Source organism: Vibrio renipiscarius, from assembly GCF_000827885.1.
GTDB classification, from domain to species: domain Bacteria; phylum Pseudomonadota; class Gammaproteobacteria; order Enterobacterales; family Vibrionaceae; genus Vibrio; species Vibrio renipiscarius.
Genome location: NZ_JTKH01000006.1, coordinates 16,942 through 38,288 on the forward strand (window position 1 = coordinate 16,942; position 21,347 = coordinate 38,288).

Genomic DNA, 21,347 nt, shown 5'->3' on the forward strand with positions numbered 1-21,347 from the left:
TTGGAATGAGTTTACCTGACACCAACACATATACCCGAGCCGATTGGACGGAGTGCATGGACAAGATAAAGCAGCGGGATAAACACGCCTTTGCCTTGGTGTTTAATCACTTTTCACCCCGACTCAAGCAGTTTGCTTTCAAACACATGGGTAATGAACAAGTGGCGGTCGAGTTAGTACAAGAAGCACTCGCAACCGTATGGCAGAAGGCAGCGCTGTTTGATGGCACGAAAAGTTCCCTTTCCACCTGGGTATACACAATTGCGCGTAACCTTTGCTTTGATTTGTTGCGTAAGCAAAAAGGGCGAGATGCACACATTTTAGCCGATGACATTTGGCCTTCTGATTATATTCCGCCCGATTTGATTGAGCACTACTCACCTGAACATGAAATGTTGAAGAAGCAGGTGATTAAATTTTTAGAGGTGCTTCCTGAAGCACAAAGGAAGGTCGTTCAAGCCGTTTATCTTGAAGATAGGCCTCACCAGCAAGTGGCAGACATGTTTGATATTCCATTGGGCACGGTTAAATCTCGCCTAAGACTGGCCGTTGAAAAGTTAAGAAATTCCATAGAGGCGACGCAATAATGATGAGTTATCACCCCAAATTAGAAATGTTGCAAGCCTACGTTCAAGGCGATCTAGATGCCGTAGATGGCTTTGCACTTGCGACTCATATTGAAACTTGTCCGCTCTGTCAGCAACATGTGGTGAGAATGGAAGACCAAGCGGGACGCGAACTTGAAGCCCTGCCTGTTGAAGACTCAATGGATATGAGCGATCTCTTTGATAAGATTGTCGCTCTCGACACCTGCGATGAACCAATACGAATCGCGCGCAGCCCAAGAACGGTGGAGGTGAATGAACGACAATTCACTCTGCCGCTGACGCTAAGTCGTTTTAGTGACCATATTGGTGAGTGGAAGAGCTATGGTGGAAAAGTATTCAGCGCGCCGATTGAATTGGTTGATGGGGCTCGTGTTAATTTACTTTATATCTCGGCTGGGGTGAAAATTCCGCAGCACACCCACAAAGGGTTTGAATCGACCCTTGTACTACACGGTTCTTTTCGCGACGAGGAAGGGACCTATTACGCCGGAGATTATTTACTCAAAGATGCTTCGACAAAGCACAGCCCTTTTACTCGCGAGGGAGAAGATTGTTTGTGTCTTACCTTTTTAACTGAACCGATGTTATTTACTCAAGGCGTTGCGCGCATATTTAATCGGTTTGGTAAAGGGTTGTATCCGTAGTGGTGTAAATGTTTGTTTGATGTGTTCGTGAAGAAAGAAAAGGGTCGCCGTTGCGACCCTTTTCTTTTATTGCTGTCGTGTCGAATCTATATCTTGTTGGTCACGTGTACGTGCTTTATCCAACATATCATTAAAGTAGTCTCGCATGGTGTAAAGCATGATAAGACTTGGTATCACCATTAAGGCGGTAATGATAAAGAACATCGACCAATCATTGAGGTAATCAACCAGTTCACCGCTAAAGGAAGCTAATGTTGTACGGCCAAAATTCCCCAATGATGCCAGTAAAGCGTATTGAGTTGCCGAGAAGGCTTGTCCTGTTACCACCGTTAGGAATGAAACAAACGCGACCGTTGAGAAAGCGGAGGTAAAGTTGTCCACAACCAGTGTTGCAAGGAATAAGGTTTCATTTGGTCCTACTTTCGCAATCCATGCAAACATCAGATTACTCGCCGCCATTGCGATGCCGCCGATCATTAAGCCGCGAACAATACCAAATTTCACATTGACCATACTGCCGATTAAGGTGAACAACATGGTTAATCCCCAGCCGATAAGCTTAGAGTAGTAACCGATTTGTTCATTACTAAAACCGATGTCTTTGTAAAACGCAATCGACATCCGGCCAAGAAACGCTTCGCCGATTTTGAACAAGAATACAAACAGCAACAGGGTTAGCGCGACACGAAAGCCATTGCGTTCAAAGAAATCGATAAACGGCTCAAACACCGTCACGGTTAGCCAAGCAAGTATAGGGTTGCCAATGACTTTATTGTGGCGAGCTTGAGCTTGAGCTTGTAAAGCATCACGTTTAGTCACGGGCTCGCCGACCAATAGGGTAAATAGCATTAGTAAGCCCACAATCACCGCCATGCCATAAAATACGCCATTCCAGCCGATACTGTCAGCGTTCATAAAGGCTAAATAACCCGGTAGTGAGTAACCTGTCCACCATCCTATTACCGCCATGGCCGAGGCTTGAGGCAGTTTCTCGGATTGTGATTTAGGGAAGGTATCAATTCGATACGCATCAATGGCGATATCTTGTGTTGAAGAGGCAATCGCAATGCACAGCGCAAGCACTGACGTGAGCATTAAGTTCTGAGCGGGGTTAACGCCAGCAATCATTAGCGTGCATATCAGAACAATGCTTTGGCACAAAAATATCCAACTGCGTCGCTGACCAAGGGAGTGGAGTAGGGGGAGCTTGACGCGATCCACCAATGGCGCCCAAAGGAAGTTAATCGCATACACAGCAAAGACACTACCGAAGTAGCCGATAGCAGTGCGCGTTAGGCCGGCATCTTTTAACCAGCCCGACATATTTGAGCCGATAAGTACCCATGGAAAACCGCTTGAACAACCGAGCATAAAAACCCACAACAGGCGTTTATCTAGATAACTGCGAACGGTGTCTGACCATGACATTGAAGCGTTAGCCATAACGAATCCTTGAAAAAGCGTGATTCAATATTAGAAACGAAGAGAGAAAAGAAAAGGCTCTCACTGAGAATGAGAGCCTAGCTGTATTAGTCGAGAATAGTGACGTTTTTAATCACAATCGCTTCTACAGGGACATCGCCGTAACGCCCCACGGAATGGGTTGGTTTTCTTGCCATTTCTTGTACAACATCAAACCCTTGGATCACTTCGCCAAATACGGCGTAACCCGGTGGGCGAGAACTGGCATTCAGGAAGTCGTTGTCCGCTAAGTTGATAAAGAACTGACGGGTCGCAGAATTAGGATCATTGGTGCGCGCCATAGCGATGGTTGCGACGTTATTCGGTAATCCATTATTCGCTTCATTCTTGATTGGCGCATAGGTGTCAGCACGATTCATGTTGGCGTCAAAGCCACCGCCTTGAGCCATAAAGCCAGGAATAACGCGGTGAAATTGAGTGCCTACATAGCTGCCATCCTCGACATATTTGAGGAAGTTGGCAACAGAAACGGGTGCTTTCTCGCTATTTAGCTCGATGATGACTGACCCTAGGTTTGTCTCCATTTCAACTTTTGGTCCAGCAAAAGCGAAATGAGAAAAGAGCGCGAAACACGCAATGGCGTATTTCCACATTAGAAACGCTCCTGCATGTAGCTTTGTAGTTCACGATCATTTGCGACTTCACGCAGTGCAAGGTTCGCCACGTCGTTTAAAACCAATTCAATTTCTTCATTTGATGCGCTAAGAGCACCGTTGCGATTTGCGGTTGCCGTGTAAAGCTTCACCAACTTGCCTTTTGGGGTTTCTGCGGTGAGTTCAATAACGAGCTTAGCATTCATCTCATTTTCCATCACAGAGTGCTTCACTGAAACCAGGACTTCTTGTACTTCCAATTCAACCGTATTGTCGCTGCTGACTGAGCTACGGAAGCCTTGAGATTGGAACTGTTCTACTAATGCATTTTCAAGCGTAATGCGAACATTCTGTTTAGCATGAATCGGTTCAATGTTTGAACGACCACTGTCGACAAGCGCGACGTATTGCGCTGAGCGTACATCTTTACTGGTTAGTGAGAATGTGCTGCCGTTTACAATGTTGCTGTTACTCAATTCTGCCATAGGGGCAAAGTTGAGTTGTTCTTGTTGAGGCGCAGAACAAGCAGTGAGTAATGCCATTGATGCGGCGAGAACCAGTTTTCTCATTGTCATTTCCTTTTTTGTTTTTTTACAGAGAAGCCAAAATGTTGAACGATAATCGTGGACTACTTAGTCGCTTGTAAAATCACGAATTTTTTATTTACCGAAACGACAGAGACATTCGATTGACCAAACAGTCGTTTTAATTTTATATCGTATCCGAGGTGACGGTTACCGATAACTAATAATTGCCCACCGGTGCTAAGAACATGCTTTGCATCACAGAACATCTGCCATGCAATATGGTCAGTGACCGCTTGCTGCTGGTGGAAAGGGGGGTTACATACAACGAGGTCATAGCTCGCGGCAGGCATGCCATCTAAACAATTGTTAGCGATACAATGAAAGCGCTCTGAGTTACCGACATTATCCAATAAGTTTTGTTTAGCCGATTCAACCGCCATAAAACTCTCATCAACACTGGTGATGTTTAATTTCGGGTTTAACTGAGCCAGTTTGACCGATAAAACACCATTACCACAGCCTAAATCAATCGCGTGCTTATAAGTGTCACCAGTGGGTAAATTTTGCAGTATAAATCGCGCCCCTTGATCGAGACTTTCTCCAGAATAGACATTCGCATGGTTCTTTAATGTCATATTATGTTCGTCGACCGACCAAACGGTAAAAGGCTCAACCTCAATAGCTTGCGGGCTGTTGGCTTGACTCAAGACGAGACGATGTTTTTTCCACGCCAGTGAGGTTTTGGTTTCACCAAGGTATTTTTCAAACAACTTTAACGTCGAAGAATGAATCTCTTTGGCTTTATTTACCGCGATCACAGGAACGTGGCTTGGCAATGTTTTGCGTAATTGTGCAAGTTGCCAAGTTAAATAACGGTTGTTGCGCGGGATTTGCATGATAACCAAATCGACATTTGCCGGAATCGCCTCCAAGCTGGTGGCGAAGGATACCGGGTTGCAATCATTATCGGCGAGGTTGGTTTGTGTCGCTTGTTGAACAATAAAAGAGTCACTCACCATCGTTACGTGGTGTTTATCGGACAACCAGCAGCTTAAAGCGCCAAAGTTATCGTTAAGGACAACGATGTGCTGCCCTTGAGGTAACCCCATCTCTTCAACGTGTTGAATAAGGTATTCATCACCAGCGTCCCATGCTTGTAATGTTTCGTTGTTACGTTTTGGATAACGGAAGAGGGTCAAAGTACGATCGTAAAGAGTCAGATCTGTTTTCATAAATGGAACGCTTAGTGTTTGGGATTGAGGAAATTGTCGCAGATGAAGAGCAAAGTGAAAACCAAAACCTTTTGATTTACCGTTCGTCGGACTATGATGCATTAATAATAATTAATCATACTGTTAATAGGAAGTGGTGAAACGCTATGTTACAAGAAGTGATAAATACAAAAGTTCATCAACAATTGGCACCACAACACCTTGATGTTATTAATGAAAGTTATATGCATAACGTGGCACCAGGTTCAGAAAGCCACTTTAAGGTGATAGTGGTGAGCGATCAGTTTGACGGGCTCCGTTTGATTGCACGTCATCGTATTATTAATCAAATCTTAGCGGATGAATTGGCGAATCATATTCATGCATTAGCGATTCATACCTATACGCCGGCAGAATGGAGTGAGTTGCAAACTGCGCCTGATAGTCCATTGTGCATGGGTGGTTCAAACCTTACTTAAGGTAAGAAAAAAGTAAGAAAAAAAGCAGCATGGACTGCTTTTTGTTCATTAATACTGCGTATAATTATTAACAACATCGAAACAAATGACAGAATACAGAAAAATAACGATAAAAATATCATTATGTTAATTGTCAATAATAATATTTGTATTCATAGGATGAGTTCGATGTGCGATGGCTCAAAATTATGATTATTCTTTAGCCTTTTAAACTCAATTCCTCACATTTATTCGCCTTATACCGCTGATTGGTCATGGCATCGGCTTTGGAAATAATGATAGACTATCGCACCTGATAAATCTCACATCTAGCATGTGACGAGTTTATTAATAGGATGTTGCGATTTTGACTGCAGACTATGCGTCAAAACCGGACACTGATGTCGTGTCTAAAAGTTACGCAATCTCAAGAATCTTTTTCCCGATAAAAGTAGTGCAAGTGCGTATGATTACAATAAAGAAGGGTCTGGATCTTCCTATCGCGGGAACTCCTGCCCAGGTGATTAGTGATGGTAAAACCATCAAAACAGTCGCCTTGCTTGGCGAAGAGTACGTGGGCATGCGCCCTACCATGCATGTTCGCGTAGGCGATGAAGTGAAAAAAGCGCAAGTTCTTTTTGAAGACAAGAAGAACCCTGGCGTGAAGTTTACTTCACCAGCAAGCGGTAAAGTGATCGAAGTTAACCGTGGCGCTAAACGTGTCCTTCAATCTGTAGTGATTGAAGTGGCAGGTGAAGAGCAGGTGACTTTCGATAAGTTTGAAGCAGCTCAACTTAAAGGGTTAGATCGTGCAACGATCCAAACTCAACTGGTTGAATCTGGTCTTTGGACAGCTTTACGTACTCGTCCGTTTAGCAAGGTTCCAGCAATCGAATCTTCTACGAAGGCTATCTTTGTAACTGCAATGGATACGAATCCATTAGCGGCTCAGCCTGAGTTGATCATTAATGAACAACAAGAAGCATTTGTTGCTGGTCTAGATATTCTTTCAGCCCTAACGAATGGCAAGGTTTACGTTTGTAAATCTGGCTCTAGCCTGCCTCGTTCTCCACAGTCAAATGTGGAAGAGCACGTTTTTGATGGCCCTCACCCTGCAGGTCTTGCAGGTACTCACATGCATTACCTATATCCGGTAAATGCAGATAATGTGGCGTGGAGCATCAACTACCAAGACGTTATTGCTTTCGGCAAGTTGTTCCTAACGGGTGAACTTTACACAGGTCGCGTTGTGTCTCTGGCAGGTCCAGTAGTCAACAAACCTCGTCTTGTTCGCACAGTGATGGGTGCAAATCTTGATGAATTGACAGATAACGAGCTAATGCCTGGCGAAGTTCGCTTGATCTCTGGTTCAGTACTTAACGGTACACAAGCTGCGGGTCCTCTAGCTTACCTTGGTCGTTACCATCAGCAAGTGTCTGTATTGCGTGAAGGTCGTGAGAAAGAACTGTTCGGCTGGGCTGTCCCAGGTAAGAACAAATTCTCAGTAACCAAATCATTCCTTGGTCATGTCTTCAAAGGTCAGTTGTTTAATATGACAACGACAACGAACGGTAGTGACCGTGCAATGGTTCCAATTGGCAATTACGAGCGTGTAATGCCACTTGATATGGAACCGACATTGCTGCTTCGTGATCTGTGTGCAGGTGATACTGATAGCGCGCAAGCGTTGGGTGCACTTGAGCTGGATGAAGAAGATTTAGCATTGTGTACCTTTGTATGTCCAGGCAAATACGAATACGGTGAACTGCTTCGTGAATGCCTAGATACCATTGTAAAGGAAGGGTAACCCATGCTTAAAAAATTCCTTGAGGATATCGAGCATCATTTTGAGCCCGGTGGTAAACATGAGAAGTGGTTTGCGCTATATGAAGCAACTGCAACTCTGTTCTATACCCCAGGCACAGTAACAAAACGTAGCTCACACGTTCGTGATAGCGTTGATTTAAAACGTATCATGATCATGGTTTGGTTCGCGGTATTCCCAGCAATGTTCTGGGGTATGTACAACGCGGGTGGCCAAGCTATCGCAGCGCTTAACTACCAATATGCTGGCCAAGAGCTTGTGAACATCATCGCAGGCAACTGGCACTACTGGCTAACCGAAATGGTTGGCGGAACGCTAAGCTCTGATGCTGGCGTCGGCAGTAAGATGCTATTGGGTGCGACCTACTTCTTACCAATCTACGCGACCGTATTCCTGGTCGGTGGTTTCTGGGAAGTGCTTTTCTGTATGGTGCGTAAGCACGAAGTAAACGAAGGTTTCTTTGTTACTTCAATCTTGTTTGCACTTATCGTTCCACCAACGCTGCCTCTTTGGCAAGCGGCCCTAGGTATTACCTTTGGTGTTGTGGTTGCGAAAGAAATCTTTGGTGGCACAGGCCGTAACTTCTTGAACCCTGCATTGGCAGGCCGTGCATTCTTGTTCTTCGCATACCCAGCGCAAATTTCTGGTGATGCAGTTTGGACTGCGGCTGACGGCTTCTCAGGTGCAACTGCTTTGAGTCAATGGGCTCACGGTGGCTCAGGCGCTCTAATCAATACGGTTACGGGCGATCCTATTACTTGGATGGACGCGTTCATCGGTAATATCCCGGGTTCAATCGGTGAAGTATCTACGCTAGCGCTTATGATTGGTGCTGCAATGATCGTTTACATGCGAATTGCGTCTTGGCGCATCATCGCAGGTACGATGATTGGTATGACGGTAGTGGCAACACTATTTAACATCATCGGCTCTGATACAAACCCAATGTTTGGTATGCCTGCTCACTGGCACCTAGTTCTAGGTGGTTTTGCGTTTGGTATGTTCTTCATGGCAACAGACCCTGTATCAGCTTCATTTACCAACGGTGGTAAGTGGTGGTACGGCATCTTAATCGGTGCAATGTGTGTAATGATTCGTGTAGCTAACCCAGCTTACCCAGAAGGTATGATGCTGGCGATTCTATTCGCGAACCTATTTGCACCTCTGTTTGACCATTTGGTTATTGAGAAGAACATTAAACGGAGACTAGCACGCTATGGCAAGTAATAACGACAGCATTAAAAAAACGCTGACTGTTGTTGTCGGGTTGAGCCTAGTGTGTTCAATCATCGTATCAACAGCGGCGGTAGGTCTGCGTTCAAAACAGCAAGAAAATGCGGTTCTTGATAAGCAGACAAAAATCTTGGAAGTTGCTGGTGTTGAGACTGAAGGTCAAAATGTTCCTGCATTATTTGCACAGAACATTGAACCTCGTCTTGTTGATTTTGAAACGGGCGATTTTGTTGAGAAAGCAAAAGATGGTCAAACGGCTGCAACTTACGATCAACGTAAAGCGTCAAAAGATCCATCTGAGTCAATCCGACTTGATGCTCAAGATGATAAAGCGAAGATCTTACGTCGCGCTGACACGGGTATTGTTTACCTAGTGAAAAGCGGTGATGACATTTCTAAAGTTATCATCCCTGTTCACGGCACTGGCCTTTGGTCAATGATGTACGCGTTTGTTGCCGTTGAAACTGACGGCAACACCATCGCGGGTATTACTTACTACGAGCAAGGTGAAACTCCTGGACTTGGTGGTGAGATTGAAAACCCAAGCTGGCGCGCACAGTTCGTAGGCAAGAAAATGTTTGATGAAAACCACCAGCCAGCAATCAAGATTGTTAAAGGTGGCGCTCCTGCAGGTTCTGAGCACGGTGTTGATGGTCTTTCAGGCGCAACACTAACTGCGAACGGCGTTCAAGGTACATTTGACTTCTGGCTAGGTAAAGATGGCTTCGGTCCTTTCCTTGCTAAAGTTCGTGATGGAGGTCTGAACTAATGGCGAGCGCAAAAGAAATTAAAAAGAGCATTTTAGCGCCGGTATTGGATAACAACCCAATTGCGCTACAGGTTCTTGGTGTGTGTTCTGCACTAGCAGTAACCACGAAGCTAGAAACTGCTTTTGTTATGACACTTGCTGTAATTTTTGTTACTGCATTGTCTAACTTCTTTGTTTCAGTGATTCGTAACCACATTCCTAACAGCGTGCGTATCATCGTTCAAATGGCGATCATCGCATCTCTAGTAATTGTGGTAGACCAAGTACTAAAAGCTTACCTATACGATATCTCTAAGCAGCTATCTGTATTCGTTGGTTTGATCATTACGAACTGTATCGTAATGGGTCGTGCTGAAGCATTCGCAATGAAGTCTGCGCCACTGCCATCATTTATCGATGGTATTGGTAACGGTCTTGGTTACGGTTTCGTTCTGATCACCGTAGCGTTTTTCCGCGAGCTACTTGGTTCAGGTAAGTTGTTTGGTATGGAAGTTCTTCCACTTGTTAGCAACGGCGGTTGGTACCAACCAAACGGTTTGATGCTACTTGCTCCATCAGCGTTCTTCCTGATCGGCTTTATGATTTGGGCTATCCGTATTCTGAAACCAGCACAAGTCGAAGCGAAGGAGTAAAGGCATGATTGAACATTACATTAGCCTATTAGTTAAATCGATTTTTATCGAAAACATGGCTTTGTCTTTCTTCCTAGGTATGTGTACGTTTCTTGCGGTATCTAAGAAAGTTAAGACTTCGTTTGGTCTAGGTGTTGCGGTTGTGGTGGTTCTAACCATCGCAGTACCGGTTAACAACCTAGTCTATACCTACGTATTGAAAGAGAATGCGCTGGTTGCAGGTGTGGACTTAAGCTTCCTTAACTTCATTACCTTCATCGGTGTTATCGCAGCACTTGTACAGATTCTAGAAATGATCCTAGATCGCTTCTTCCCGCCTTTGTACAACGCACTGGGTATCTTCCTACCGTTGATCACAGTGAACTGTGCAATCTTCGGTGGTGTATCTTTCATGGTGCAACGTGACTACAACTTTGTTGAATCTATCGTGTATGGCTTCGGTTCTGGTGTAGGTTGGATGTTGGCGATTGTTGCTCTTGCTGGTATCCGTGAGAAGATGAAGTACTCAGATGTGCCTCCAGGTTTACGTGGTCTAGGTATTACCTTTATCACTGTTGGTTTGATGGCGTTAGGCTTTATGTCTTTCTCTGGTGTTCAACTGTAGGGTAAGCACCCATAAATAAGGAATAACAAATGCAAAGCATTATTCTTGGTGTAGCGATGTTTACCATTATTTTACTTGCTTTGGTTTTAGTGATTTTATTCGCTAAATCTAAGCTAGTACCTACAGGTGACGTTACTATTTCAGTGAATGGCGATCCAGAGAAGAGCTTCATTACTTCTCCTGGTGACAAACTACTTAGCGCAATGGCAAGCAAAGGCATCTTTGTATCGTCAGCGTGTGGTGGTGGTGGTTCTTGTGGCCAATGTCGTGTGAAAGTGAAATCTGGTGGTGGTGATATTCTGCCAACAGAGCGCGATCACATTTCAAAAGGTGAAGCTCGTGAAGGTGAGCGTCTAGCTTGCCAAGTGGCTGTGAAAACAGACATGGAAATCGAACTTCCAGAAGAAATCTTTGGTGTTAAGAAGTGGGAATGTACTGTTATCTCGAATAACAACGAAGCGACTTTCATCAAAGAATTGGCACTGGCTATCCCTGATGGCGAAGAAGTTCCATTCCGTGCAGGTGGTTACATTCAGATTGAAGCTGAACCACACCATGTGAAATACGCAGATTACGATATTCCTGAGGAATACCGTGGTGACTGGGATAAGTTTAACTTGTTCCGTTACGAATCTATCGTTAAAGAGCATTCGATTCGTGCTTACTCAATGGCTTCATACCCAGAAGAGAAAGGCATCATCAAGCTTAACGTACGTATCGCAACGCCGCCGCCAAATAATCCAGACGTAGCACCAGGTGTGATGTCGTCTTACATTTGGTCACTAAAAGAAGGTGATAAGTGTACTATTTCAGGTCCATTTGGTGAGTTCTTCGCTAAAGATACTGACAATGAAATGGTCTTCATCGGTGGTGGTGCAGGTATGGCGCCAATGCGTTCTCATATCTTTGACCAACTTCTACGTCTTAAATCTAAGCGTAAGATGTCTTACTGGTATGGTGCACGTTCTAAGCGTGAAATGTTCTACGTGGAAGACTTCGATGGCCTAGCGGCAGCGAACGAGAACTTCGTATGGCACTGTGCTCTGTCTGACCCGATGCCAGAAGATAACTGGGATGGTTACACAGGCTTCATTCACAACGTTCTTTACGAGAACTACCTACGTGATCATGAAGCGCCAGAAGATTGTGAATACTACATGTGTGGTCCACCTATGATGAACGCGGCTGTTATCGGCATGCTGAAAGATCTAGGTGTAGAAGATGAAAACATCCTTCTAGATGACTTCGGTGGCTAATTTCTTCTGATTTGACGCCGTGGCGTTGTTAGTAGTGTCAACTTCCGCTAATCACATAGTTAACTATGCTCATAGCGATAAGTCGGCACTCCTGCCTAGCCACAACAACAAATCCTTTGAAATTCTGAATCTTGGCCATTGGGGCATTATCGCGCCAATGACATGAATTTAGTTTCACGACAAATTGATACATGGCTGGCTCTTGAGCTAGCCATTCTTTTTTTTGAACTAGTGAATATAAGATAGCTGATGAATATCAACAGCTACCCTATGTTTTCTCACGTATGTTAGGAGTGAACGAGTGAAAAAATGGCTGGTTGTTTTTGCTTCTTTATTGGTGTTGGCGGGTTGTGAAAAATCGGTCGAACAAGTTCATTTAAGTGGTCCAACGATGGGAACCACTTATAATATTAAATATATTGAGCAAGAAGGCCTCGCAACGGCAGATGTGCTCCAAGCTGAGATTGATCGCTTGCTGGAAGAAGTAAACGATCAAATGTCGACTTACCGTAAAGATTCGGAGCTGAGTCGTTTTAACCAGCATCAAACCAGTGAACCTTTTACCGTTTCGCCACAAACGGCGACGGTAGTGAAAGAAGCGATGCGTTTGAACGGTCTTACTCTTGGCGCACTAGATGTTACTGTGGGCCCATTAGTGAATCTATGGGGCTTTGGTCCTGAAGCGCGTCCTGATGTTGTACCAACCGAAGAAGAGTTGGCCGCGCGCAAAGCGTATACGGGCATTCAACATTTGTCTCTTGAAGGCAATGCGCTGTCGAAAGATATCCCAAACCTGTATGTTGATCTGTCTACCATTGCGAAAGGTTGGGGGGTTGATGTAGTGGCTAATTACTTACAATCTCAAGGCATTCAAAATTATATGGTTGAGGTTGGCGGTGAAATGCGTTTGAAAGGTGTGAACCGTGAAGGCGTTGGTTGGCGTATTGCGATTGAAAAACCAAGTGTGGATGAGCGCTCAATTCAAGAGATTATTGAGCCGGGTGACATGGCAATTGCAACAAGCGGTGACTACCGTAATTACTTTGAAAGTGATGGTGTGCGATACTCTCATATTATCGACCCAAAAACGGGCTACCCAATTCACCATAAAGTGGTTTCAGTGACCGTTCTTGATGCTTCATCAATGACCGCAGATGGCCTTGCGACGGGGTTGATGGTGTTAGGCGAAGAGCGAGGAATGCAAATCGCGAACGAAAATAATATTGCTGCTTTCATGATAGTGAAAACAGATGACGGTTTTAAAGAGTTGGCTTCTGAAGCGTATAAGCCATTCTTGAAAAAATAATGATTTAAGTGAGTATGTGATTATGAGTACATTTCTAATTACTTTTGGCGTTTTCATGGCAGTGATTGCGGCAATGGCAGTTGGCTACATTTTCCAAAAGAAAGTCGTGAAAGGAAGCTGTGGTGGTCTGGGAACCGTTGGGATTGATAAAGTCTGCAACTGCCCAGAACCTTGTGATGCACGCAAGAAGCGTGAAGCTCGTGCAGCAGAGCGCGCTGAAAAGCTCGCGGCATGGGAAAAAGATCGCATTGCTTAATCGCAGCGCTGATTAATGAAAATAAAAACCGGCTTTTGAGCCGGTTTTTTTATCGCAGGACATTTGTTGAGTGTAGCGCTAGCGGCAAACCAATCGATTACGGCCATGCTCTTTGGCGAGATAGAGGCGATCATCAGCCAGTTTGATTTGTTTCTCTAAGCTATCGTCGCTCGCGGCAACCCCAATACTCATCGTGATGTGAATGGTTGAATTTTGATAAGGGATCGCTGTTTTCTCAATACGTTGACGAAAATGTTCCAAGCGAGTCGAGAAATCATTGAGTGAACCGCACGCTTGGATACAAAACTCCTCTCCTCCAAATCGTGCGACAAGGTCATCCGGAAAATAGAGTTGCAGTATTTTTGCGACACGAACTAGTACCGCATCCCCGCCATCGTGACCATAAGTGTCGTTCACTGACTTAAAGAAATCGATGTCTAGCATCGCGATACAGCGTCCTTCACAGTCGCTTAATGCTTGATTGAAGAGATAGCGCCGATTCCAAAGGCCGGTTAACGAATCTTGGTTGGCCATGCGATAGAGTGCATTGGTGGCTTCTTGCATATTGAGGATCTGATGAACTCGACAGTAAAACTCTTCAGGATTAAAAGGCTTGTTCAGAAAATCATTGGCCCCGGCTTTAAGAAATTGCGCCGTCAGCGTGGGGTCATCGCTCCCCGAGAGTCCCAAGATGGGCATCATGGTGTCATTACTGTGTTGCCGTATTTCACGAATCATCGATATGCCATCTTTCTCTGGCATGTCGTGATCGCTTATTACAAACGTAATATCGGGGTCTACCTGCAAGGCGGCGAGCGCTTCTTGGCCATTTTCCGCTTGAACGGTTGCTATGTACTGATGCCCTAGCAACTGAGATATGTGGTGACGAACCGTGACGGAATCATCAACAACTAAGCACTTATGACGCTTATTCTTTTCTAGTCGCTGAATGAGCGGCAGGATATAGGATACCGAGGCGGTATTGTCTTTTAATAAATAGTCCACAACGCCTTTAGCGAGCATGCGCTGACGTAATTCAGGGTTGAAGAGTGCGGTGAGTACAATCACCTTATGTTGGTAAGTAAGTGCTAACTCGATCACTTCACCGTCTTGTCCATCCGGTAGGCAGTAGTCGATAACGGCGCAGAGTAAGTGAGGTTCCGTGTTCAATATGCTTTGCGCTTCAGCGATATTTTGAGCGGTAAAAACGTGATATCCCGCTTGAGTGAGCAATTGTCCGAGGTAATTGCGAAAGGTTAGGCTGTCTTCAACGACTAAGACTTGGTTGGTCACACAGTATCCATACTATCTAATTTGTTAATAGTCATCATAAAGTGTTATTGAATCTCGCTCCATAGAAATAGAGGCCAAATGGTGTGACACAAATTGATTTTTCATCTTGTCATTTATTAATTATACTGTTTTTTTGAACAGTGTGATGTGGCGTGTATGAGATCGGATCGAGTAAGAAAAATAATTCATGTGGATATGGATTGTTTTTTTGCGGCTGTCGAAATGCGCGATCACCCACAGTACCGAGGGCGGCCTCTGGCTGTTGGAGGCAGTGAAAAACAACGTGGGGTGATCAGTACGTGCAATTATGAAGCGCGTAAGTTTGGTGTGCGCAGCGCAATGCCAACGGCAAGGGCCTTGCAGCTTTGTCCTGACCTATTAGTGGTTCGAGGTCGTATGGAAGTATACAAACAGGTATCACGCCAGATTCGAGCTATTTTCGAGCGTTACACGCCACTAATTGAACCACTCTCATTAGATGAAGCGTACTTGGATGTGACAGACGCCAGTTTATGTCGAGGTTCGGCGACGTTAATTGCACAAGCAATTCGTCAGGATATCGAGAACGAATTGAACCTTACGGCCTCTGCGGGCGTTGCTCCGATAAAGTTTCTCGCCAAAGTGGCTTCTGATATCAATAAACCCAATGGGCAATGTGTGATTCCACCAGAGCGGGTGCAAGAGGTGATCGACAAGTTGCCGCTGGAGAAAATTCCTGGTGTGGGCAAAGTCAGTTTAGAGAAATTGCATCAAGCTGGATTCTATTTATGTGAAGACATAAAAGCGACGGATTATCTTGAGTTGTTGCGCCGCTTTGGTCGACAAGGGGAGTCTTTATGGAAGCGAAGCCATGGGATTGATGAACGTGAAGTCGTGACCGAGCGTGAACGAAAATCCGTTGGGGTTGAACGCACTTTTAGCCAGAATATCATCTCTTTTGAAGAGTGTTGGCAGGTCATTGAAGATAAACTTTACCCAGAACTTGAGATGCGTTTAACCAAGGTCAGCCCGGACAAGTCGATTATGAAGCAGGGCATCAAAGTCAAGTTTGCCGATTTTCAACAGACAACCATTGAACATATACACCCTCAACTCGAGCTGAATGATTTTAGGCATTTGTTAAGTGAGGTTTTGAAGCGACAAAATGGTCGTGAAATCCGTTTATTGGGGCTCAGCGTGATGCTTAAACCCGAAGAGCATAGCCAACAGTTGAGTTTTTTTTAGCGGTGATAAAAGGGTTTTATCTTACTCTTGGTTCTGGGTTATAGGGGGAGTGTGTTACTCTGTCAGTCTTTCTTATTCTGGTCTATTTTCGATTAAAATCCTCATGCATAAACAGCAACTCGTCATTGATATCATCGCGGCATTACAACAAAAGTTAGTTATTGCTCACTCCTCAACGCAAACGGCTATTGATGCAGCGACAGATGACCAAACGGTATCGGAACATAAATACGACACCTTAGCATTGGAGGCCGCTTATCTTGCTCATGGTCAAGCGATGCGTGTTCAAGAGTGTGAACATGAGTTAAGTGTGATGAGAAATCTGACATTACGTTGCTTTACTGACTGTGCGATTGCGGTTGGTGCGTATGTTGAAGTGGAAGATGAGTTTGAAGTCAGTAAACACTTTTTTATTGCCCCATGTTCTGGTGGCCTAGAAGTCTTATCCCAGCAGCAGCAAGTGTATTTATTAACGGTGCTCTCACCGTTAGGAAAAGCCTTGAAGGGTAAGCAAGAAGGCGATGAAGTGATCGTCAAGATTGGTGATCATTCTAAGGTCTACCAAGTCGTGACAGTAAGTTAACATGCCTTTTGTGCATTAATGTTATAGTCATAATAGATTCAGATAACGATTGAGTGACACCATGAAAAGAAACATCATTCGCCTTTCACTTATATTTCTTAGCGTTGCTGGCTTTAGTGTCAGCAGCCAAGCTGCGCAATGTCGTATTGATATTAAAAACCAGGTCACACTCGATGGTGATACGCTAGAAATCGCTCATTCTGGTGGGGACAAAGTTGTCGTCGATGGCGATAACAATCTCTTTATTCATGGTGAGAAAGTTGAACTGGATGCTATTCAGCAGGCGGCTATAGAGAAATATCGTCAGCAAATGAATAATTACTTACCTCAAGCGAAGAAGTTGGCCGATGACGGTATCGCTTTGGCGAACGATTTGATCGATGATGTGGCGACCAGTCTTGAAGCACCAGGTGCATTTGATGATGTCAAAATTGCCGTTAAAGATTTCTACGCTGATGTTGAAGCTCGCTACTACAAAGATGGCGACTTAATTTTACCCGCGCAAAGTTTTGATGAAATGAGCCTGTCTTGGGCGGAAGATTTTGCGAAAGCAAGAGAGATTTTTACCAGCGAGTTTTTGTCTGACGCAATGGTTGTTCTGTCGGAGAAGATGCAACAGGATGGTGGCTTAAATTTAACTGAACTATCAGAAAGCATGTATGCACTGAAAGCGAAGGTAGAAAAGCGCATGGCAGAACATGCTAAAGAATCAGAGGTAAAAGCACAGGAGTTCTGTGAGTCTCTTGACCAAATGGCAGAGCAAGAGCAAGACGTGTTGAAGAAAATTCCACAGTTAAAAGATTATCAAGTCTTTAGTATTTAATGTGATTCTGATTTTTGAAGGGAGCCTATTTGGCTCCCTTTTTTATTCACCGTATAAAAAACAGTACAGTGAGATCATCGGATAATTGAGGGTTATATCGAAATAATTATCTAATGTGTCTTGTGAATAATTCCGTTTACCTATAATGTACTAGTCTACTAGTTCATTGATATTGTGTGGGTTGTATGACACAACAAAATTCTTCTGATCGCGAGCATTTCGGCTCTCGTCTTGGCTTTGTACTTGCCGCCGCTGGCGCTGCAGTTGGCCTAGGTAACATTTGGGGTTTCCCGACTCAAGCGGCCAGTAATGGTGGTGGGGCTTTTCTGCTGGTTTATCTTGTGATGATCCTTGTGGTGGCTTTTCCTATGCTGGTGGTCGAGATGGCGATTGGGCGTGCTGGACAAGCGAATCCAGTCGATAGTATGCGCTCGCTTACCTCTAACCCCGTCGCCAAAAAAGCAGGCGCCTTAGTCGGTTGGATTGGTCTAAGCGTGCCGTGCGCCGTGTTGGCTTTTTATAGCATCGTTGGTGGTTGGTTGATTTGTTTTATGTTGGGGGCGATGACTGACATTTTAGGCATGGAATCGGCAACGGCTTGGTTTAAAGGATTCAGTGTCGAACGTAACCTTTTTGGTACCCTCGTTTTTTATGTTCTGACGGTCTTAATTGTGCAAGGTGGTGTAAAGCAAGGTATTGAAAAATGGTCAACGCGTTTGATGCCTGCTTTGTTTATTCTCTTCGGCCTATTGTTTGTCTATATAATGACGCAAAGTGGTGCAATGGAAGGTTTAAAACACTACTTAGTGCCGGATTTTGAGAAAGTCTTTGATCGCAAACTTATCTTAGCGGCGATGGGGCAAGGCTTCTTTTCACTTACGATTGGTGGCTGTTCAATGCTGATTTACGGTTCTTATTTGAGTAAGAAAGAGAACCTACCGAAGATGGCGATGAACGTAACGTTGGTCGATACTGCGGTGGCCTTTATTGCCGGTTTGGTGGTAATGCCTGCCATGTATGTGGCAATGCAAAAAGGCGTACAAATCTATGCAGAAGACGGTTCGCTATTGAGCTCAGATACGCTGGTATTTACCGTGCTGCCATTGATGTTCGACAGCTTAGGTTTGCTTGGTCAAATCTTCTCAATTGCTTTCTTTTTGCTATTAACGATTGCCGCATTAACCTCATCAATCTCGATGCTTGAATGCCCAGTTTCGTTGGTTGGTGAGCGTTTTAACACTAAGCGTGGGCCAACCAGTTGGGTGCTTGGTGGCATTATTGCTCTGTTTAGTATCGTGATTGTTTACAATTTTGGTGAAATGTTTGGCTTGGTGGCGATGATCGCGACGCAATACCTACAGCCTATTGCCGCATTGCTGTTCTGTATCTTTGGCGGGTGGGTTTGGAATCGCAACGCGAAAATTAAAGAATTGGAGCAAGGTTGTCCGGAATTTAGCCAAGGGCTGTTTGGGAAACTGTGGCCTGTATATGTGAAATTTGTTTGCCCATTGCTGGTAGCAACGGTTATTTGGGCTTCGTTCGGCTAATTGAGCTTACCCAAGATATAAGAAAGCCCGCGTTAATACGCGGGCTTTCTTTTTTTCGTCAACTTAAGAGTTTATGTTGATTTGACCGGTTGTTAGCGGTTCTAGATCCGCATCAATGATCTCTTCAATAAAATCTTCAACGACTTGTTCCACGTCTTCGTCATCTTCTTCGAAGTAGGCGAGGTGGAAAATCGCATCGCCTTCGTTCACGAGAGGCAGTGTTTGCTGGCCGATCACAATACCGCCTTTGCGAGCGGTTAGTTCAATTTCACTGTGACCTAATGGTGCACTAATGTAAGCAAGAACTTGATCTTTCTCTACTTTCTCACCAAGTGTTACTACGGTGCGTAGAATGCCGTCGCTTTCAGCGCGCAACCAACTGGTGGATTTTGCAATCACCGTGTTAGGTAGCTTTTTACGACTAGAACGCAGCATGCCAATGGCTTGCATCACGCGTTGCACACCAATAAAGCCAGCATTAATACAAATAGGCTCAAAGCGCAGTGCTTCGCCCGCTTCATACGTCAGTACTGGAATGCCCAAACGCTCAGCTTCACTGCGAAGTGAACCATCACGTAAAGGAGCATCAACGGTTACTGGTGTTGCAAATGCTTGTGCAATTCTTAGTGTCTCAGGATTACTCAAATCCGCACGAATTTGAGGCAAGTTGGTACGATGAATCGCACCCGTATGCAGATCTAAGATGTAGTCACAGCGTTTTGCCACTTGAGAGAAAAAGGTGTGCGCCATGCGTGAAGCTAGCGAGCCTTTTTCACTGCCCGGGAAGCATCGGTTTAAATCACGACGGTCAGGCAAGTAGCGAGACTTATGGATAAAACCAAATACGTTCACGATAGGCACCGCAATAAGGGTGCCTCTCAGTTTATTCACATCAATGGTGTTGATTAACTGACGAACAATTTCAACGCCGTTTAATTCATCGCCATGGATAGCAGCGTTAACCATCAAAATTGGACCAGCCAATTTACCATTGATGATTTCGACTGGAATCGATAAAGGAGAATGAGTATAAAGCTTTGCGGCTTCTAACTCGATAACCTTACGTTCTCCCGGTGCAACTGTTTCACCGAGAAATTCAAAAGCACGATTCTTTTTAGCCTTTGCCACGAGTTTTAGTCCTTTTACTTGCCGCGTTTTTTTCAATAAATTCGACAATCATTCCAGCGATGTCCTTACCGGTAGCGGCCTCAATACCCTCAAGACCTGGAGATGAGTTTACTTCCATGACTAATGGACCACGGTCAGAACGCAGTAGATCGACCCCAGCCACATTAAGACCCATAATCTTCGCAGCAGCAACCGCAGTACGGCGCTCTTCTGGCGTGATTTTGATCAATGAAGCGCTACCACCGCGGTGTAGGTTAGAGCGGAATTCACCCTCTGCACCTTGGCGTTTCATTGCAGCAATTACTTTATCGCCAAGGACGAAACAGCGAATGTCTGCACCACCAGCTTCTTTAATAAATTCTTGAACCATGATGTTGGCTTTTAAGCCCATGAAAGCTTCAACAACACTTTCCGCTGCTTTGCGTGTTTCTGCAAGCACAACACCAATTCCTTGAGTGCCTTCAAGGAGCTTGATCACAACTGGCGCACCGCCAACCATTTCTAATAGGTCTTTTACATCATCAGGTTTACTTGCGAAACCGGTGATAGGCATACCAATGCCTTTGCGGGACAGCAGTTGCATTGAACGCAGTTTGTCACGAGAACGTGTAATCGCTACCGATTCGTTAATTGGGTAAACACCCATCATTTCAAACTGGCGTAGAACTGCAGTACCGTAAAAAGTCACAGATGCACCGATGCGAGGAATAATGGCATCGACACCAGAAAGTTCTTCACCTTTAAAGTGAATTTCTGGTTTATCTGAATTGATATTCATGTAACAGCGAAGAGCATCAACTACTTTAACTTCATGGCCTCGAACTTCACACGCTTCGATTAGGCGACGAGTCGAGTAAAGATTCGCGTTGCGTGACAGAATACCAATTTTCATTATTTGTTTTCCTCAAACGGGATTAAAAATGATTCTACAGGATCGACTTGGATGCGGTGATGCATTGCAGTACGACCTAATAACATACGAAAAGCCATGTTCTCGCGGTTGTTTAATGTGATTTCAATTGGCCAAGTTTGGCCGCCGAGGCTCATGTCGGCTTGAATCACATAGCGTTTTTCTTCATGACCACCAGAGTCACGAACAACGCGTTCATCGATAACTTTAGCTTCGCAAACGACTTCTACTTCCGTGTTGTGTTGAATAGGGTGCAGCCAAAAGCGTACCCATTGTGTCTCTTCCTTGTAAAAGCTCTCTACTTTGAACGCGTGTAAGCAAGAGGTTCTGGCGCCGGTATCAATTTTAGCGTTAATTTTATCAATACCAAGACTTGGTAGGGACAGTGTTTCACACCAGCCTACGAGCAGTTTTTCTTTCTTCATCACAATTATT

23 protein-coding genes are annotated in these 21,347 nt (G+C 44.6%); 15 read left to right on the top strand and 8 right to left on the bottom strand.

The genetic code is table 11. From position 1 onward, the window contains the following. The first annotated feature begins 5 nt into the window (after positions 1-5). Together OJ16_RS03275 and OJ16_RS03280 are read left to right on the top strand one after the other, a co-directional pair. Positions 6-587, top strand: coding sequence for a sigma-70 family RNA polymerase sigma factor (locus tag OJ16_RS03275; protein ID WP_040987424.1), 582 nt, complete (start codon positions 6-8; stop codon positions 585-587). A 2-nt stretch (positions 588-589) separates the two neighbouring features. Continuing rightward, positions 590-1,252 carry a ChrR family anti-sigma-E factor gene (locus OJ16_RS03280; protein WP_040988766.1) on the top strand — a complete coding sequence of 221 codons (663 nt, stop codon included), beginning with the start codon at positions 590-592 and terminating at the stop codon, positions 1,250-1,252. A gap of 66 nt (positions 1,253-1,318) precedes the next feature. Here OJ16_RS03280 and OJ16_RS03285 read toward each other — a convergent pair whose 3' ends face one another. From OJ16_RS03285 to OJ16_RS03300, 4 genes are all read right to left on the bottom strand, one after another. Further along, positions 1,319-2,695 carry an AmpG family muropeptide MFS transporter gene (locus tag OJ16_RS03285; protein ID WP_040987426.1) on the bottom strand — a complete coding sequence of 459 codons (1,377 nt, stop codon included), beginning with the start codon at positions 2,693-2,695 and terminating at the stop codon, positions 1,319-1,321. An 86-nt stretch (positions 2,696-2,781) separates the two neighbouring features. Then, positions 2,782-3,327, bottom strand: a complete 546-nt coding sequence (locus OJ16_RS03290) for a peptidylprolyl isomerase (RefSeq protein WP_052810289.1) — start codon at positions 3,325-3,327, stop codon at positions 2,782-2,784. Next, on the bottom strand, positions 3,327-3,896 hold the full coding sequence (locus OJ16_RS03295; protein ID WP_040987428.1) for a YajG family lipoprotein: 570 nt from the start codon (positions 3,894-3,896) through the stop codon (positions 3,327-3,329). The genes OJ16_RS03290 and OJ16_RS03295 overlap by 1 nt, the downstream gene beginning before the upstream one ends. A gap of 59 nt (positions 3,897-3,955) precedes the next feature. Then, positions 3,956-5,086, bottom strand: a complete 1,131-nt coding sequence (locus tag OJ16_RS03300) for a methyltransferase (protein ID WP_040987430.1) — start codon at positions 5,084-5,086, stop codon at positions 3,956-3,958. Between the two features lie 146 nt (positions 5,087-5,232). On the opposite strand from OJ16_RS03300, the gene OJ16_RS03305 reads away from it, so the two are divergent. The 9 genes from OJ16_RS03305 to nqrM all read left to right on the top strand — a co-directional run bounded on the left by OJ16_RS03305 (position 5,233) and on the right by nqrM (position 13,404). Next, positions 5,233-5,544, top strand: a complete 312-nt coding sequence (locus OJ16_RS03305; protein ID WP_040987432.1) for a BolA family protein — start codon at positions 5,233-5,235, stop codon at positions 5,542-5,544. Positions 5,545-5,989: 445 nt separating this feature from the next. Beyond that, positions 5,990-7,330 (top strand): Na(+)-translocating NADH-quinone reductase subunit A, encoded by a 1,341-nt coding sequence (locus tag OJ16_RS03310; RefSeq protein ID WP_040988769.1) that lies wholly within the window; start codon positions 5,990-5,992, stop codon positions 7,328-7,330. Between the two features lie 3 nt (positions 7,331-7,333). After that, positions 7,334-8,575: an NADH:ubiquinone reductase (Na(+)-transporting) subunit B gene (locus OJ16_RS03315; RefSeq protein ID WP_040987434.1), complete on the top strand. Its 1,242-nt coding sequence runs from the start codon at positions 7,334-7,336 to the stop codon at positions 8,573-8,575. Next, positions 8,565-9,350, top strand: a complete 786-nt coding sequence (locus tag OJ16_RS03320; protein WP_040987436.1) for a Na(+)-translocating NADH-quinone reductase subunit C — start codon at positions 8,565-8,567, stop codon at positions 9,348-9,350. Before OJ16_RS03315 ends, OJ16_RS03320 begins: the two co-directional genes overlap by 11 nt. Next, positions 9,350-9,982: an NADH:ubiquinone reductase (Na(+)-transporting) subunit D gene (locus OJ16_RS03325; protein ID WP_040987439.1), complete on the top strand. Its 633-nt coding sequence runs from the start codon at positions 9,350-9,352 to the stop codon at positions 9,980-9,982. The genes OJ16_RS03320 and OJ16_RS03325 overlap by 1 nt, the downstream gene beginning before the upstream one ends. 7 nt (positions 9,983-9,989) lie before the next feature. Further along, on the top strand, positions 9,990-10,586 hold the full coding sequence (gene nqrE, locus OJ16_RS03330) for an NADH:ubiquinone reductase (Na(+)-transporting) subunit E (RefSeq protein WP_040988772.1): 597 nt from the start codon (positions 9,990-9,992) through the stop codon (positions 10,584-10,586). A 29-nt stretch (positions 10,587-10,615) separates the two neighbouring features. After that, positions 10,616-11,842 (top strand): NADH:ubiquinone reductase (Na(+)-transporting) subunit F, encoded by a 1,227-nt coding sequence (nqrF, locus tag OJ16_RS03335; RefSeq protein WP_040987441.1) that lies wholly within the window; start codon positions 10,616-10,618, stop codon positions 11,840-11,842. A 301-nt stretch (positions 11,843-12,143) separates the two neighbouring features. Beyond that, the gene (locus tag OJ16_RS03340) at positions 12,144-13,148 is read left to right on the top strand and encodes an FAD:protein FMN transferase (RefSeq protein WP_040987443.1); all 1,005 of its coding nucleotides are present in this window, start codon (positions 12,144-12,146) and stop codon (positions 13,146-13,148) included. A gap of 22 nt (positions 13,149-13,170) precedes the next feature. Beyond that, positions 13,171-13,404, top strand: coding sequence for a (Na+)-NQR maturation NqrM (nqrM, locus tag OJ16_RS03345; RefSeq protein ID WP_040987445.1), 234 nt, complete (start codon positions 13,171-13,173; stop codon positions 13,402-13,404). Positions 13,405-13,482: 78 nt separating this feature from the next. On the opposite strand, the gene OJ16_RS03350 is transcribed toward nqrM, so the two are convergent. Further along, a complete protein-coding gene (locus tag OJ16_RS03350; RefSeq protein ID WP_040987447.1) occupies positions 13,483-14,697 on the bottom strand; it encodes a GGDEF domain-containing response regulator in 1,215 nt (404 codons plus the stop codon). Positions 14,698-14,853: 156 nt separating this feature from the next. Here OJ16_RS03350 and dinB point away from each other — a divergent pair, with 156 nt between their 5' ends. The 4 genes from dinB to OJ16_RS03370 all read left to right on the top strand — a co-directional run bounded on the left by dinB (position 14,854) and on the right by OJ16_RS03370 (position 18,874). After that, positions 14,854-15,921, top strand: a complete 1,068-nt coding sequence (gene dinB / locus OJ16_RS03355) for a DNA polymerase IV (protein WP_040987449.1) — start codon at positions 14,854-14,856, stop codon at positions 15,919-15,921. A 103-nt stretch (positions 15,922-16,024) separates the two neighbouring features. Beyond that, positions 16,025-16,504: a GreA/GreB family elongation factor gene (locus OJ16_RS03360; RefSeq protein WP_040987451.1), complete on the top strand. Its 480-nt coding sequence runs from the start codon at positions 16,025-16,027 to the stop codon at positions 16,502-16,504. A 61-nt stretch (positions 16,505-16,565) separates the two neighbouring features. Continuing rightward, positions 16,566-17,327, top strand: a complete 762-nt coding sequence (locus tag OJ16_RS03365; protein ID WP_040987453.1) for a YggN family protein — start codon at positions 16,566-16,568, stop codon at positions 17,325-17,327. Positions 17,328-17,512: 185 nt separating this feature from the next. Further along, positions 17,513-18,874, top strand: coding sequence for a sodium-dependent transporter (locus OJ16_RS03370; protein ID WP_040987455.1), 1,362 nt, complete (start codon positions 17,513-17,515; stop codon positions 18,872-18,874). 63 nt (positions 18,875-18,937) lie between these two features. On the opposite strand, the gene OJ16_RS03375 is transcribed toward OJ16_RS03370, so the two are convergent. From OJ16_RS03375 to OJ16_RS03385, 3 genes are read right to left on the bottom strand one after another with little or no spacing between them, the layout of a single operon-like run. Beyond that, positions 18,938-20,002, bottom strand: a complete 1,065-nt coding sequence (locus OJ16_RS03375; RefSeq protein ID WP_040987457.1) for a succinylglutamate desuccinylase/aspartoacylase family protein — start codon at positions 20,000-20,002, stop codon at positions 18,938-18,940. Beyond that, complete coding sequence (rimK, locus tag OJ16_RS03380) at positions 19,989-20,894, bottom strand: 30S ribosomal protein S6--L-glutamate ligase (protein WP_005592785.1); 906 nt, start codon at positions 20,892-20,894, stop codon at positions 19,989-19,991. Before rimK ends, OJ16_RS03375 begins: the two co-directional genes overlap by 14 nt. Continuing rightward, positions 20,894-21,337 (bottom strand): ATP-dependent zinc protease family protein, encoded by a 444-nt coding sequence (locus OJ16_RS03385; RefSeq protein ID WP_040987460.1) that lies wholly within the window; start codon positions 21,335-21,337, stop codon positions 20,894-20,896. Before OJ16_RS03385 ends, rimK begins: the two co-directional genes overlap by 1 nt. Positions 21,338-21,347 lie beyond the last annotated feature (10 nt).